Consider the following 15,671-nt stretch of genomic DNA (forward strand, 5'->3'; position numbering starts at 1 on the left):
AATACATAACAGATACCATACAAGAAAGTTTACTATTTGATAATATATGTGCGTAGAAATGTAAAAAGTGATATCACTGGGTGCCCAGTATTGCAGACACTTCCATTACTATATTTTCTAAAGATGTATACTTAGGTATGAATCCAAATTCAGCCAATCTATTATTTTTGCTAAAATAGTTAACTTTGTTTCCAGTGGCACAAATTACATCTGGATTGTCTAAAATACAGTATTGCAATCCAAACCTATTTTTCATTTCTGCAAGCAGGTGGAATTTATCTATTTCACCTGCAGAATAACAGTCTACAGCCAAGTTCACTTTTGGAGAGGACAATATACAATCGATTATCTGCCTGAAATCCTCCGGATGTAAATAGTCTCTGACCATAACCTCTGCGCTAACTTCACATTTTTTATTGCTTTGTATGGCTCTTACCAAGTCAGATAAAAAAAATCTAGTTGATAGGTCTTGATTTCGGCTGAAAAAGCTGAAAACTCTGATATCAACAATTGAAAGATGCTGTAAATCTCTGTGTTTTACTTCAGTAATAAATTTTGCGAGACTATATTTCTCGCTACTGACACTAGAGTTTATATTGAAGGTTGCCATTTTACTTGGTGTTGCAGGTTTAGAAAAATCATGACCGTAAACGGCCCCACTACTTAAGAATAAGTATTTACAGCTTGGTCTATCTTTTAAGTAGCTAATTACTAAATCATCATAAAAAGATGTTATTGATAGTATGCTCCCCCCCATTTTCTTGGCCTTTGCAGGGTCTCCCACACCAATGAAGTTAATAATTGCATCATAATCACCATCCATAGGAAATAGATTTAAATCTAATGAAAAAAAATCTATTCCTTCATAATTTATCTCATTAATAAACTTATTAACCTTTTCTACATCCCTTGCATAAAGATGGATTTCATGGTTTACCCCACAAATAACCCACTGCCTTAGTAATTCTTGGGCAATAAAACTTGTCGCACCTATTATAGCTATTTTCATCATTAACCTTTTGGTGGAAATTGTTTGTCAATCGGCTGACCAAATGCAAGGCGGGGGCGACACTCTCTCGCATCGCTCATCAGAATTTCAATTAACATTGGTTCCGATTGCTCGGCAAACTTAGCTAACAATGTATTTAGCTCATCCATACAGGAGGTAGAAAACGACTTGATGTTGTACGCGCGCCCAATATTGCAAAATGATGAGCTATAACCATTCCAATATGTTGATTCATTTCTACCATCAAAATACATCTCTTGGAATGCACGCACCATACCTAATGACTCATTATTAAACACTATGGTTAACACCGGCAGTTGTTCGCGTGCAATAATATCCAGCTCTTGAATATTCATCTGAGCGCCACCATCACCGGTTAACGCAACCACAGGCAAACCACTAGCATAGGTCACACCAATCGCAGTTGGGATGGAAAAACCCATTGAGCCCAAGCCACCTGAGTGATGCAGCGCTTGCCCTTCGCCTAGCAAAATCGAGTGTGCGGCCCACATCTGGTTGTTGCCAACATCGGCAACATAATGAATAGGCTTATTTTTAAATGCACGCTCTAAACTCTTACAAACCAGAAATGGGCTAACACTCCAATCTTGATATTCATCGACATAATTCTGCTGCCAATGTTGTTGCAAAGATGCTGGCCATGTTTTATCCATCTGTTGAGCAGATGAAGAGGCATTCATAAATGAAGAAAAGAAACTGTCACAATCTGCATGAATATCAACATTTGCCTTCACTCGGTTAGCCAGTTGTTCTGCATCTAGGTCAATTTGAATCATTTTGGCATTACGCGCAAAATCTTTGATATCCGCGCCAGTCTGGCGCACATCCAAGCGACTGCCTAACACTACTAACAGATCGCAGTGTTGAATGGCATAATTTGCCGTACGTGTGCCATAACTGCCAATCATGCCCAAGTAATTAGCTAATGCCTGGCATTTTTCACTACCTTTTAAACTTGAGACATGTGGAACTCCAGCTTGAGAAATAGCCTTTTGCCAATCCACAAAGCCATCACAATTTATGGCCCCACCGCCGATTAAGAAAAGTGGCTTTTTCGCTTGATTTAATGCATCCAACACGACAGAAAAATTAGTTAAATCAACTGATTTTGCGGCAGACTCGGAAAACCTATTAAACAAGTAGTCAATTACGTTATCAGGCAACTCGGCGCGTTGTAAATCCATTGGTATGTCTAACAACACAGGGCCAGGGCGACCACTCTTGGCGATATCAATCGCCTGTTGCAGCATTGGAACAAGCTCATCAGCAGACTTGATTTGATGGGCAAATTTGGTAATGCTTTTTACAATACTGACAATATCTAACTCTTGAAAACCCTGCTGGCGAATATTGCGGTCATTCTTCAGCTCATAGGTATTAACTTGGCCAGTTAAAAAAACACATGGGTAATTATCTAACCAGCAATCCGCGATACCAGTAATTAAATTCGTCGCACCAGGGCCGCTAGTGCCCAAAGCCAAACCAATTTGGCTATTATTGGTTGCTCGCGCAACACCACCCGCAGCAAAAGCCGCCGATTGCTCATGATGCAAAGAGATTAGCCTAGTTTTACCAACTAAGTTAATGCTATCAACCAAGTGTGCAATCATGCCACCTATTAATTCAAAACCATGAGTGACATTATTTTCACCCAATACATGAGCAACGGCATCTGATGCTTTCATTCAAAACCTCAAAATTAATAAGAGCCAGCTAATGCTGGCTCTAAAATAATTGCTATTAGAAGCTTACGCCAAAAAACTCTTCAAACTTGGCAATCACATAATCCAAGTGATCGTGAGTCAAACCTGGGTAGATGCCAATCCAGAAGGTCTGGTTCATGATACGGTCGGTATTGGTCAGCTCACCCACGACACGGTATTCACGGCCCGCAAAATAGGGCTGGCGGGTCAGATTACCGGCAAACAACAGGCGAGTACCAACCTTGGCCTCATCAAGGAATTTGATCAGCTCGAGACGACTAACACCAGCAGTTTCTTTCAGTGTGATAGGGAAACCAAACCATGATGGCTCGGAGTTAGGCGTTGCTTCAGGCAATTCGAGGAACTCAGCACAGTTAGCAAGACCCGCTTTCAAATAAGCAAAGTTAGCCTTGCGCTTCTCGACGAGTTCCTTCACACGCTCTAACTGTGCCAAACCACAGGCCGCCTGCATGTCGGTAATCTTGAGGTTGTAACCCAAATGGGAGTATGTGTACTTGTGGTCATAACCGTCAGGCAGTGAACCAAGCTGCTGGCTAAACCGCTTGCCACAAGTATTGTCACAACCAGGAGCGCAGTAGCAATCTCGCCCCCAGTCCCGGAAGGATTCGATGATCTTCTTCAGTTCACCAGATTTGGTAAACACTGCTCCACCCTCACCCATGGTGATGTGGTGCGCCGGATAGAAACTGACCGTACCGATATCTCCAAAGGTGCCGACCATCTTGCCATCATACTTGGTGCCCAAGGCATCGCAGCAGTCTTCAATAAGCCACAGATTGTATTTGTCAGCAATGTGGCGCACTTCCGCCAGATTGAACGGATTGCCCAGAGTATGGGCGACCATGATGGCTTTGGTTTTTTCGGTTACTGCCGCTTCAATTAAAGAAGCATCAATGTTGTAAGTGGGAATATCAACATCGACAAATACCGGGATGAGACCATTCTGAATAGTGGGGTTCACGGTGGTCGGGAAACCGGCAGCGACAGTGATCACCTCATCGCCAGGCTTTAGAGCACGTGCGCCCAACTTGTGAGAAGTCAGAGCTGTCAACGCCAGCAAGTTGGCAGAAGAGCCCGAAGTAGTGGTCAATACATGAGGAACACCAATGTATTCACCTAACTCCTTCTCGAAAGCATCATTGAATCGTCCGGTAGTCAGCCAACCATCAAGAGAAGCCTCTACCATCAACTGCAGCTCGCGGGCACCAATCACCTTCCCAGAGGGAGGAACCACACTATTACCGGCCACAAACGGCTTTGGCGCCATAGCCTGTTCGGCATACTGGGCCACCAGTTGGGAGATCTGTTCACGCAGAGCTTGTGCACTCATTAATCTGTTCCTGTTATTAGGTTTTCAGCCAAATCGCTGACTTGGGGGAAAATAAAGGGACAAGGATACTACCTTGACAGCAGAAAAGCAGGAAGCCTTTATGCTTTAAAAACTACATTAACTAGCTGACATATATTCACGGATCTCGCGCAAACTAACTTCACGCATATCCTGACCAGCCAACCACGCTTTATGCCATTTGATGATTCGCTCCAAGGTAGTGACCAGATCCCAACGAGGATGCCATCCCATACGCATTTTTGCTTTGGAGCAATCGAGCTTGAGGTAATGAGCTTCATGAGGGTGCTCGGCACCATCGAGCTGCCAACTTGCACGTTCGCCCCATAGCTTTACCATTTTCTCGACAATGAATTGTACGGGTTTGGCATCCTGTTCATTAGGTCCGAAATTCCAACCTTCGGCAAAATCGGGACCATCCAGATAGAGATGCTGAGCAACCAGCAGGTAACCTGACAATGGTTCTAACACATGCTGCCAAGGGCGGATCGAGTGAGGATTACGAATTACCACGGGCTGCTCATCCTGAAATGAACGCAAGATATCAGGAATTAGTCGATCCTTAGCCCAGTCACCACCACCAATGACATTACCAGCTCGCACCGATGCCAATGCTACACCGTGTTTGGCATAGTCCTTAGAATTGAAAAAGGAATTACGATACGCCGATGCAACCAGTTCTGCGCATCCCTTACTGTTGGAGTAAGGATCATATCCACCCATCGCCTCATCTTCACGATAGCCCCACACCCACTCGCGATTGTCATAACATTTATCGCTGGTGATATTGACTACAGCTTTGACGCCACCCACTTGCTTAACCGCCTCAAGCAGATAGACGGTGCCCATCACGTTAGTTGAGTAAGTCTCGATGGGTTCATCGTAGGAGAGCCGCACCAACGGCTGGGCAGCCATATGGAAGACTATTTCCGGCTTAAAATCTGCAATGGCTTCACGCAGATGGAAAAAATCGCGAATATCGCCTTCTTCCGAGAGCAAGCCTTGACGAACTTTTGCCTCTTCAAACAGATTAGGCTGAGTTGGTGCAGGCAAAGAATAACCTCGAACTTCAGCCCCCATCTCTTCCAGCCAAAGAGCCAACCAGCCCCCTTTAAAGCCGGTATGACCGGTCATAAAGACCCGCTTGTTTTTCCAGAAATCAGGATCTATCACGGTCATCACTCCCATACCTTCCAAGGAGCTTTTCCTTTTTGCCAGAGCTCTTCAAGGTAGTGCTTATCACGCAAAGTATCCATCGGCTGCCAGAAGCCACCGTGCTCATAAGCCATCAATTGACCCTGTTCTGCCAGCGCCATGAGCGGTTCTTGTTCCCAAGTGGTTGCATCGTTATCGATGAGATCGATGACCTTGGGACTTAATACGAAGAAACCACCATTGATCAGAGCACCATCGCCTCTTGGTTTTTCTTTGAAAGAAAGAATTTGATTATTCTGAATATCCAACGCACCAAAACGGCCAGGAGGATAAGTAGCAGTTAGTGTTGCTAGCTTTCCGTGGCTCTTGTGGAAATCGATGCTTGCCTTGATATCAACATCAGACACACCATCACCGTAAGTGAAAAGGAATGCCTCATCATCTTTTACATATTCACTAACACGCTTGAGGCGGCCACCGGTCATAGATGCATCGCCAGTGTCCACAAGAGTTACATTCCACGGCTCGGCACGTTTTTCATGCACCTCCATCCGATTTTCTGCCATATGGAAAGTCACATCCGACATATGAAGAAAATAGTTGGCGAAATATTCCTTGATGACATAACCCTTGTAACCACAGCAGATGATGAAATCATTTATACCATGAGCAGAATACATCTTCATAATGTGCCAAAGTATTGGTTTTCCGCCGATTTCTACCATCGGCTTGGGTTTTACAACCGTCTCTTCGCTTAGGCGAGTGCCCAAACCCCCAGCAAGAATTACTGCCTTCATTTCGTCTCCCACTTATTTTGATGCGGTAAATGCGTCAGAAAAAAATTGTTTTTCTAAAAGCCCTGCAAGAATGAAATCCTGTTTTGCTGCAGCAATCATTTGAGGTGAGCCACAGGCATAAACACAGCTATTGGACATATCTTGGATATCTTCAATTACTGCTTTATGTACCAAACCTTTTCTTCCATTCCATTCATAATCGTCACCAGACACCACAGGGATATATTTGACATGTTTAAATTTAGAGGCCCATTCAATGGGTAAGTCAGAATAAAAATCCTTGCTCGAGTTCATACCCCAATAAATCGATATATCTCTGGAGCTTTCTTGGGCGATCAAAGACTCAACCATTGCTTTCACTGGTGCAAAGCCTGTCCCTCCTGCCAAAAAAACAATCGGCTTGGTATCTGGCCTCACAAAAAATGTTCCAATTGGACCATCCATTCTCAGCAATGAGTTGACTGTAACATCAGAGAATAATAGCTCACTCATAACCCCGTCAGGCACACGTCTAATATGCAATTCAATACCATCATTACTATCAGCGTTGGCTATCGAGTAACTTCTTGTTACACCTTGGTAGCTGAGGTTGATATACTGGCCGGGCAGATATTTAAATGCTGCAGCGGGAGGCAATCTAAACTTAAAAATAGCAAACTGAGCACTTTTATCTATTGATGAGATCTTACATGGAGTCACCTTCCTTACAATTCCGGCTAACTCAGGATAATACTCAGCCTCAATAATAATTTCATTTGAAGAGGGTTTGCATTGACAGGTAAGAAAGCTTTGGCCAGAAGTAAATGTCTCACCTTCTTGACTAGTCACTTCTCCCGAGATCAGTTGTGATGAACACAAGCCACAAGAGCCATTCTTGCAACTGTGTTCCAGGATAACACCGGACTTTAAAGCAGACTCAAGAATCGTCACATTCTCAACTGCATTAAACTGAATATTGGATGGTTGAACCTTTACAATAATATCCATCATTTACTCAAAGCATGTTGCATTATTAAAATTACTACCCTGTGAATCTTTACTTGAAAGCAATGGGAGATATGAGAACGGCCACTCTATTGCGATATCGTTGTCATTCCAATTAATGCTAGCCTCGAATAAAGGAGCATAATAATCGGTGGTCTTATAAAGAAATTCAGCTGTATCCGTTAACGTAACAAACCCATGGGCAAACCCTTCCGGGATCCATAACTGCCGCTTATTTTCACCTGACAAGTGAACGCCAACCCACTGGCCGAAGGTCGGTGAGCTTTTGCGAATATCTACCGCCACATCAAACACTTCACCCGCTACACAGCGCACCAGCTTGCCCTGGGCATGGGGAGGCAGTTGATAGTGCAAACCACGCAACACACCTTTCGAGGATTTGGAATGATTATCCTGCACAAAGTTAACCGGATATCCTACCGCCTCTTCAAACAACTTGTGGTTGAAACTCTCAAAGAAAAAACCACGCTCATCACCAAATATTTTTGGTTCAAAAATAAGCACGTCAGGTATCGCTGTCTTGATTACATTCATCTGTCTATCCACATTTGATTCAATTTTTATGGGGGGAGCATCTTCCCTTCCCCCTATATCACATCAGGCTTTGGCAACCATTCTTAACAAATATTGTCCATAGGCATTCTTCGCCAATGGCGCAGCAAGCTCACGTATCTGGTCGGCACTGATAAACTTCTGGCGATAGGCGATCTCTTCAGGACAAGCGACTTTCAACCCCTGACGGGTCTCGATGGTCTGAATAAAGTTGCTCGCTTCAATCAGGCTTTCATGGGTACCGGTATCCAGCCAGGCATAACCACGGCCCATCATGGCCACCGACAGATTGCCTTGCTCCAGGTAGATACGGTTCACATCGGTTATTTCCAGCTCACCACGGGGCGATGGCTTCAGGCTCTTGGCGATCTCCACCACGCCGTTGTCGTAGAAATAGAGGCCGGTCACCGCATAGTTGCTCTTGGGCTCCAGTGGCTTCTCTTCCAGAGAGATAGCGGTACCCTCTTTATCAAATTCCACCACCCCATAACGCTCGGGGTCATGCACATGGTAGGCAAAGACGGTAGCGCCACTCTCTTTGGCCGCTGCCGCCGCCAACTGCTTCTGCAGGTCGTGGCCGTAGAAGATGTTGTCCCCCAGCACCAGCGCACAGGGGTCTGACCCGATAAACTCTTCACCCAGAATAAAGGCTTGTGCCAACCCGTCCGGACTTGGCTGCACCTTGTACTGCAAATTCAGGCCCCACTGGCTACCGTCACCCAGTAGTTGCTCAAAGCGGGGAGTATCTTGCGGCGTGCTGATGATCAAAATATCGCGAATCCCCGCCAGCATCAGGGTGCTGAGCGGGTAGTAGATCATCGGCTTGTCATAGATGGGCAGCAGCTGCTTGCTCACCGCCATGGTGACTGGATAGAGACGGGTGCCCGAGCCACCGGCTAGAATAATGCCTTTACGTTTGGTCATGATGCTTGTTTCTTATTTTTAAATTGCAAAAGAAAAAGGTGGCTTGCGGCCACACCTTCCTGTTTTATCCCTGCCAGCCAGGGAGGCAGTCACTACATCCCAGGCCAGTAATTTACTTACCGAGGATCTCGGTCAACATCCGCTCCACACCGACGGTCCACTCCGGCAGCACCAGATCGAAGGTGCGCTGGAATTTGCCGGTATCAAGGCGGGAGTTATGGGGGCGTTTGGCCGGAGTCGGGAAGGCGCTGGTCGGCACTGCATTGAGTTGCGTGACAGCCAGTTCAACCCCGGCTTCTCTGGCTTTGGCAAACACCAATTGGGCGTAGTCAAACCAGGTGGTGGTACCGGAGGCAATCAGATGGTACAGCCCTGCGACCTCGGGTTTGCGCTGCGCCACGCGGAGAGCATGGGCAGTGCAATCGGCCAGCAACTCGGCACCGGTCGGAGCGCCGAACTGGTCATTGATCACTGACATCTCGCTACGCTCTTTGCCAAAGCGCAACATGGTCTTGGCAAAGTTGGCGCCACGGGCGGCGTAAACCCAGCTGGTGCGGAAGATCAGGTGACGGGAACAAAGCGCGGCCCCTTGCTCACCCGCCAGCTTGGTTTCGCCATAGACGTTGAGCGGGGCGGTTGCATCGGTTTCCACCCAGGGGCGCTCACCGCTGCCATCGAACACATAGTCGGTGGAGTAATGCACCAGCCAGGCACCCAATGCTTCCGCTTCTTTGGCTATCGCTGCCACGCTGGTCGCGTTGAGCAGCTCGGCAAACTCCCGCTCGCTTTCGGCCTTGTCGACTGCGGTGTGGGCTGCGGCGTTGACAATTACGTCCGGCTTGACCAAACGTACCGTTTCGGCCACCCCTGCCGGATTGCTGAAATCACCGCAATAGTCAGTGGAGTCAAAATCAACGGCAGTGATGCGCCCGAGCGGCACCAGTGCGCGTTGCAGCTCCCAGCCTACCTGGCCGTTTTTGCCAAACAGCAGGATATGCATCAGGCACGCTCCCCGTAATTCTGCTCAATCCAAGACTGGTAGGCACCGCTCTTGACGTTGCTGACCCACTGCTGGTTATCCAGATACCACTGCACGGTTTTGCGAATACCGGATTCAAAGGTCTCTTGCGGTTGCCAAGCAAGCTCACTGCTCATCTTGGTCGCATCGATGGCATAACGGCGATCGTGACCGGGGCGATCCGCCACATAGGTGATTTGCTCACGATAAGAGCCCGCTTTTGGCACCATCTCGTCCAGCAGATCGCAGATGGTGTGTACCACCTCCAGATTCTGCTTCTCGTTATGACCGCCGATGTTGTAGGTCTCCCCGACCAAGCCAGTAGTCACCACCTTGTAGAGCGCGCGTGCATGATCTTCTACATAGAGCCAGTCACGGATCTGGTCGCCTTTGCCATAGACAGGTAACGGCTTGCCATCCAGCGCGTTCAGAATGACCAGCGGGATCAGCTTCTCGGGGAAGTGATAAGGGCCGTAGTTGTTGGAGCAGTTGGTGACGATGGTTGGCAGGCCGTAAGTACGGCGCCAGGCGCGCACCAGATGGTCGCTGGAAGCCTTGGAGGCAGAATAGGGGCTGCTGGGGGCATAGGGGGTTGTTTCGGTAAAGAGCGGCAATGGCTCACCGGCAGCCACTTCATCCGGATGGGGCAGATCCCCATACACCTCATCGGTGGAGATATGGTGGAAGCGGAAGGCCGCCTTGCGTACCTCGTCCAGACCGTTCCAATAGGCACGTGCCGCTTCCAGCAACATATAGGTGCCTACGATATTGGTCTCGATAAAGTCAGCCGGTCCTGTGATGGAGCGATCAACATGACTCTCGGCGGCTAGATGCATCACGGCATCCGGTTGGTGCTGGATAAACACCCGATCCAGCTCGGCGCGATTGCAGATATCCACCAGCTCAAACGCATAACGCTCGCTTGTCGATACATCGGCCAGGGATTCCAGGTTGCCGGCATAGGTGAGTTTATCGAGATTGATAACAGAATCTTGGGTATCACAGATGATATGGCGCACCACGGCAGAGCCGATAAAGCCTGCGCCACCGGTAACGAGAATTTTCATAGATATGTTATCTCTTGCGAGGAGTAGATATAGATCCGGTTGCGGGCTGAGCCAGAAATAAAAGACCGCTCATAGGGGTATGGGGCCTCTTAACATCACCAGAATGTGTATTGATGAGTGATATTCAATCAAGTTAACAACAAATGCTATGGCTACCGCCCCTAGGTTACAGCCCCCAGTTTGCTGCTTTTAACCTGATTGTGCTTGCTGTTGGTCATCGTGTCCTCCAGCATTATTTTGTCTTGATGGTGCTTTACCATGCGGCTACTTCGCATATTTCAGCAAGATAGCGCTTGTACATGGCAAGAACGACACACCGTACCAGCCCGATAGAGCGGAAGATTCTATCTCGATTACGACAAGACTGCACACCAAAAAATGTCTTACTCTCTCGTTTTTAATCAAGAGTCGATGGAGAACCAAAAGAGCTGTATGACCCCACCACATAAGTGGTGAAAGATCAGCCAAACATGAGCAATTTGGAAAAAAAATGGGGCAACCATTTTGGTTGCCCCATTAACATAATGAGACTCTAAAGACACCAACTCTAGCGCCTGCAGGCTAGTTCAGAGAACAATCGCCCGCCAGCCATCAGTCATGTTTTGACTCATGGGTATGGGTCAGGCGCTCTTCTTTGCTGCTGTGTTTGGTGAAGTAACGCATCACCAACACAAAGAAGAGCGGTACGAAGAAGATGGCCAGCACGGTGGCGCTAATCATCCCCCCCATCACGCCGGTACCGATGGCGTTACGGCTGCTGGCGCCCGCGCCGGAGCTGATCACCAGCGGCAGCACCCCGAGGATAAAGGCAAGCGAGGTCATCAGGATCGGACGCAGACGCAGGCGTGCCGCCTCCACCACCGCTTCACCCAAGCCCATCCCCTTGTCATAGAGCTCTTTGGCAAATTCCACGATCAGGATCGCGTTCTTGGCCGACAAGCCGATGGTGGTGAGCAAGCCCACCTGGAAGTAGACGTCGTTCTCCAACCCGCGCAGGGTGGCAGCCACAATGGCCCCCAGTACCCCGAGCGGCACCACCAGCATCACCGAGAACGGAATGCTCCAGCTCTCGTAGAGGGCCGCCAGACAGAGGAACACCACCAACAAGGAGATGGCGTAGAGCGCAGGAGCCTGTGAACCGGCCTGCCGCTCCTGGAAGGAGAGCCCGGTCCACTCGATGCCCACCCCTTCCGGCAGCTGTTTCACCATCTGCTCAATCGCCGCCATCGCATCACCGGTACTCTTGCCGGGCGCCGCCTCACCGACGATCTCCATCGCCGGCACGCCGTTGTAACGCTCCAGACGCGGCGAGCCGAAGCTCCACTCGGTGCTGGCAAAGGCAGAGAAGGGCACCATCTGACCAGCACTGTTGCGCACATACCAGAGTTTCAGATCTTCCGGGTTCATCCGGAAGGGGGCATCCGCCTGCATGTAGACTTTCTTGATCCGGCCACGGTCAACGAAGTCATTAACGTAGGACGAGCCCCAGGCGGTGGCCAGGGTGTTGTTGATATCCGCGATGGATAGCCCCTGCGCCAGCGCCTTCTCGTAATCGATCTTGATATCGAGCTGCGGCGTATCTTCCATCCCGTTCGGACGCACTCGCACCAGGGTGGGATCCTGCGCCGCCATGCCGAGCAGCTGGTTGCGCGCCGCCATCAGCTTGTCGTGACCGATACCGCCGCGATCCTGCAGGAAGAAGTCAAAACCGGTCGCCGTACCCAGCTCCGGGATCGGAGGCAGGTTAAAGGCGAACACTTGCGCCTCCTTGATGCTGAACAGATAGCCCATGGCACGACCGATAATGGCATTGGCGCTGCGATCCGGGCTCTTGCGCTCGCTCCAGTCCTTGAGCTTGATAAAGGCCATACCCGCGTTCTGGCCACTACCGGCGAAGCTGAAGCCGGATACGGTCAGTACGGAGTCAACGTTATCCTTCTCGTTTTTCAGGAAGTAGTCGCGCATGTCCGCCAGCACCACCTCGGTGCGCTGCTTGGTCGCCCCCACCGGTAGTTGCACCATGGACATGATGACCCCCTGATCCTCTTCCGGCAGGAAGGAGGTGGGCATCCGCATAAAGAGCACTGCCAGTACCGCCAGCATGGCGCAGTAGATCAGGCTGTAGCGCACACCCTGCTTGATCACCTTGCGCACACCGCTCTGATAGCGGTTGGTACCCGCATCAAAGGCGCGGTTGAACCAGCCAAAGAAGCCGCGCTTGGCACCAAACTCGCCATGTTTCATCGGCTTGAGCAGGGTGGCACAGAGCGCCGGTGTCAGGATCAACGCCACCAGCACCGACAGCACCATGGCCGAGACGATGGTCAATGAGAACTGGCGATAGATGGCGCCGGTCGAGCCGCCGAAGAAGGCCATCGGCACGAACACGGCGGAGAGCACCAGGGCAATCCCCACCAGCGCGCCGGTGATCTGGGTCATCGACTTGCGGGTCGCTTCCAGCGGGGAGAGATCCTCCTCGCTCATCAGCCGCTCCACGTTCTCCACTACAACGATGGCGTCATCCACCAGCAGGCCGATGGCCAGCACCATACCGAACATGGTGAGGGTATTGATGGAGAAGCCGAATGCCGCCATCACCCCGAAGGTACCGAGCAGCACCACAGGCACCGCAATGGTCGGGATCAGGGTGGCGCGGAAGTTCTGCAGGAACAGATACATGACGCAGAACACCAGGAAGATCGCCTCGATCAGGGTCTGCACCACCTCCTCGATGGAGATCTTCACAAACGGCGTGGTGTCGTAGGGGTAGACGATCTCCATGTTGGCCGGGAAGTAATCCGACAGCTCATTGAGCTTGGCACGCACCTTCTCGGCGGTATCCAGCGCGTTGGCGCCGGTCGCCAGCTTGATGGCGACCGCGGCGGTAGACTGACCGTTGTAGAGCGCATCGGCGTCATAGCTTTCACCCGCCAGCTCGACCCGGGCCACATCTTTCAGCCGCACCTTGGAGCCATCCTGATTCACCCGCAGCAGGATGTCGTTGAACTGCTCCACGGTAGAGAGACGGGTCTGCCCCATGATGGTGGCGGTGAACTGCTGATCTTCCACCGACGGGGTGCCACCCAGCTTGCCGAACGCCACCTGGGCGTTTTGCGCCTTGATGGCCGCCTGCACATCCCCCGGGGTCATCTGCACCCGGTTGAGCTTGTTGGGATCGAGCCAGACCCGCATGGAGTACTGGCTGCCGAACAAGGTGATATCCCCTACCCCGTCCAGACGACTCAGAGGCTCCTTGATGTTGGAGACCACATAGTCCGCCAGATCGTCGTTGTTCATCGAGCCATCGCTGGAGATGAACGCCGCGACCATCAGGAAGCTGCTGGAGGTCTTCTGTACCCGAATGCCCTGCTGCTGCACCTCTTGCGGCAGCAGCGACATCGCCTGCTGCAGCTTGTTCTGCACCTGCACCTGGGCAATATCGGGATCGGTCCCCGGCTGGAAGGTGAGGGTCACCGACACCCGCCCCGCGGAGTCAGACTGAGAGGACATGTAGAGCAGGTGATCCAGCCCGGTCATGTTCTGTTCGATGATCTGGGTCACCGAGTCTTCCACCGTTTTGGCAGATGCGCCCGGATAGCTGGCGGAAATACCGACCGCGGGCGGCGCAATGCTCGGATACTGGGCGACCGGCAATTTGATGATGGCCAGGCTACCCGCCAGCATGATCACCAGCGCGATCACCCAGGCAAAAATGGGTCTGTCTATAAAAAATCGAGCCATGAAGCGACTACTCCATCCTACTTGTTGGCCGGGGTGTTGGACGCAGCTTGAGCAGACGCTACATCAGCACCCTGCTCGGCGGGATTGACCACGGCGCCCGGTCGTACTTTCTGCAAGCCAGCCACGATCACCCGCTCGCCGGAGGTGAGCCCTGACTCCACCACCCAGTTGCTGCCGACGATGCGGCTCAGCTGCACGTTGCGCAGCTCCACCTTGTTGTCAGCGGTTACCACCATCACGGTGGCGCCGCCGTTGGGGGTGCGAGTCACCGCAGTTTGCGGCACCAGCAGCCCTTGCGCCCTCTCACCCTCTTGCAGGGTGGCGCGCATAAACATGCCGGGCAGCAGCAGCTGGTGAGGGTTGGGCACAATCACCCGCAGGGTCACCATGCCGGAGGTCTCATCCACGGTCACATCGGAGAACTGCAACGAGCCCTCTTCGCCGTAAGTGGAGCCATCTTCTAGCTGGAAGGTCACCTTGGCCCCCTTCTGCTCGTCCTGGGTCAACTTGCCCTCGGCGACCAGTCGCTTGAGGCGCAGCAGATCGGCGGTGGACTGACGCACATCCACATACATGGGATCGAGCTGCTGGATGGCGGTCAGGCTGTCAGCCTGCTGGGCGGTCACCAGCGCACCCTCGGTCACCGCGGATTTACCGATACGACCACTGATGGGGGCTGTGATGCGGGTGTAACCTAGATTGATCTCGGCAGTGCGCAGGGCTGCCTTGCTCGCCATGATCTCCGCCTTGGCCTGCTTCCAGCTGGCGTCGGCGTCGTCATAGTCCTGACGGCTGATGGATTTGACCTTGAGCAGCTCCTGATAGCGCTGCGCCTTGAGGCGGGCACTCTGCTCGTTGGCCTCGGCCTTGGCCACATTGGCTTTGGCGCTGGCAACCGCCGCCTGATAGACAGCCGGGTCAATCTGATAGAGCAGGTCACCCGCCTTCACATCGCTTCCCTCGGTAAAGAGGCGCTTGAGGATGATGCCGCTCACCTGCGGACGCACTTCGGCCACCCGCAACGGGGCGCTGCGACCGGTCAACTCGGTGGTCAACATCAGCGGACCGCTCTGCAGGGTCACTACGTTGACCGCCGCGGGGGGCATGCCGCCCTGTCCCTGGGGTGCGCCCCCCTTGTCACCACAACCTGCCAGCAAGCCTGTAGCCAGCAAGGCAAGACCAACTGAACGAGCAAGAATATGTTTATGCATGAAACACCTGAGCCTTTGCCAGTCAATGAACAATCAGGGCCTCATGGGCCCTGTTGGTAAATAGTCGAAAGATGAGGCAATATACATACATTCATAAAT

General features: G+C 51.1%; 12 protein-coding genes. All 12 read right to left on the minus strand.

The window, feature by feature from the left end:
* Positions 1-73: 73 nt before the first annotated feature.
* The 12 genes from AB5Y82_RS16150 to AB5Y82_RS16205 all read right to left on the minus strand — a co-directional run bounded on the left by AB5Y82_RS16150 (position 74) and on the right by AB5Y82_RS16205 (position 15,572).
* Positions 74-1,009, minus strand: a complete 936-nt coding sequence (locus tag AB5Y82_RS16150; protein WP_368174240.1) for an NAD-dependent epimerase/dehydratase family protein — start codon at positions 1,007-1,009, stop codon at positions 74-76.
* Positions 1,010-1,011: 2 nt separating this feature from the next.
* Complete coding sequence (locus AB5Y82_RS16155; RefSeq protein ID WP_368174241.1) at positions 1,012-2,715, minus strand: thiamine pyrophosphate-binding protein; 1,704 nt, start codon at positions 2,713-2,715, stop codon at positions 1,012-1,014.
* 55 nt (positions 2,716-2,770) lie between these two features.
* On the minus strand, positions 2,771-4,084 hold the full coding sequence (gene rfbH / locus AB5Y82_RS16160; protein ID WP_368174242.1) for a lipopolysaccharide biosynthesis protein RfbH: 1,314 nt from the start codon (positions 4,082-4,084) through the stop codon (positions 2,771-2,773).
* 117 nt (positions 4,085-4,201) lie between these two features.
* Positions 4,202-5,290, minus strand: a complete 1,089-nt coding sequence (gene rfbG / locus AB5Y82_RS16165) for a CDP-glucose 4,6-dehydratase (protein ID WP_234922015.1) — start codon at positions 5,288-5,290, stop codon at positions 4,202-4,204.
* Entirely contained in the window at positions 5,281-6,054 is a 774-nt protein-coding gene (gene rfbF / locus AB5Y82_RS16170; RefSeq protein WP_106842528.1) for a glucose-1-phosphate cytidylyltransferase, read from the minus strand. The genes rfbG and rfbF overlap by 10 nt, the downstream gene beginning before the upstream one ends.
* A gap of 12 nt (positions 6,055-6,066) precedes the next feature.
* Complete coding sequence (locus tag AB5Y82_RS16175; RefSeq protein WP_201901841.1) at positions 6,067-7,044, minus strand: FAD-binding oxidoreductase; 978 nt, start codon at positions 7,042-7,044, stop codon at positions 6,067-6,069.
* Positions 7,045-7,593 carry a dTDP-4-dehydrorhamnose 3,5-epimerase gene (rfbC, locus tag AB5Y82_RS16180; protein ID WP_111901368.1) on the minus strand — a complete coding sequence of 183 codons (549 nt, stop codon included), beginning with the start codon at positions 7,591-7,593 and terminating at the stop codon, positions 7,045-7,047.
* A gap of 63 nt (positions 7,594-7,656) precedes the next feature.
* Entirely contained in the window at positions 7,657-8,535 is an 879-nt protein-coding gene (rfbA, locus tag AB5Y82_RS16185) for a glucose-1-phosphate thymidylyltransferase RfbA (protein WP_111901369.1), read from the minus strand.
* A 112-nt stretch (positions 8,536-8,647) separates the two neighbouring features.
* On the minus strand, positions 8,648-9,535 hold the full coding sequence (gene rfbD, locus AB5Y82_RS16190; protein ID WP_111901370.1) for a dTDP-4-dehydrorhamnose reductase: 888 nt from the start codon (positions 9,533-9,535) through the stop codon (positions 8,648-8,650).
* Positions 9,535-10,620: a dTDP-glucose 4,6-dehydratase gene (rfbB, locus tag AB5Y82_RS16195; RefSeq protein ID WP_111901371.1), complete on the minus strand. Its 1,086-nt coding sequence runs from the start codon at positions 10,618-10,620 to the stop codon at positions 9,535-9,537. Before rfbB ends, rfbD begins: the two co-directional genes overlap by 1 nt.
* A gap of 591 nt (positions 10,621-11,211) precedes the next feature.
* On the minus strand, positions 11,212-14,361 hold the full coding sequence (locus AB5Y82_RS16200) for an efflux RND transporter permease subunit (protein WP_111901372.1): 3,150 nt from the start codon (positions 14,359-14,361) through the stop codon (positions 11,212-11,214).
* A 17-nt stretch (positions 14,362-14,378) separates the two neighbouring features.
* Positions 14,379-15,572, minus strand: coding sequence for an efflux RND transporter periplasmic adaptor subunit (locus AB5Y82_RS16205; protein ID WP_111901373.1), 1,194 nt, complete (start codon positions 15,570-15,572; stop codon positions 14,379-14,381).
* Positions 15,573-15,671: the final 99 nt, after the last annotated feature.

It is taken from the genome of Aeromonas sp. s13, assembly GCF_040907905.1.
GTDB lineage: Bacteria > Pseudomonadota > Gammaproteobacteria > Enterobacterales > Aeromonadaceae > Aeromonas > Aeromonas veronii.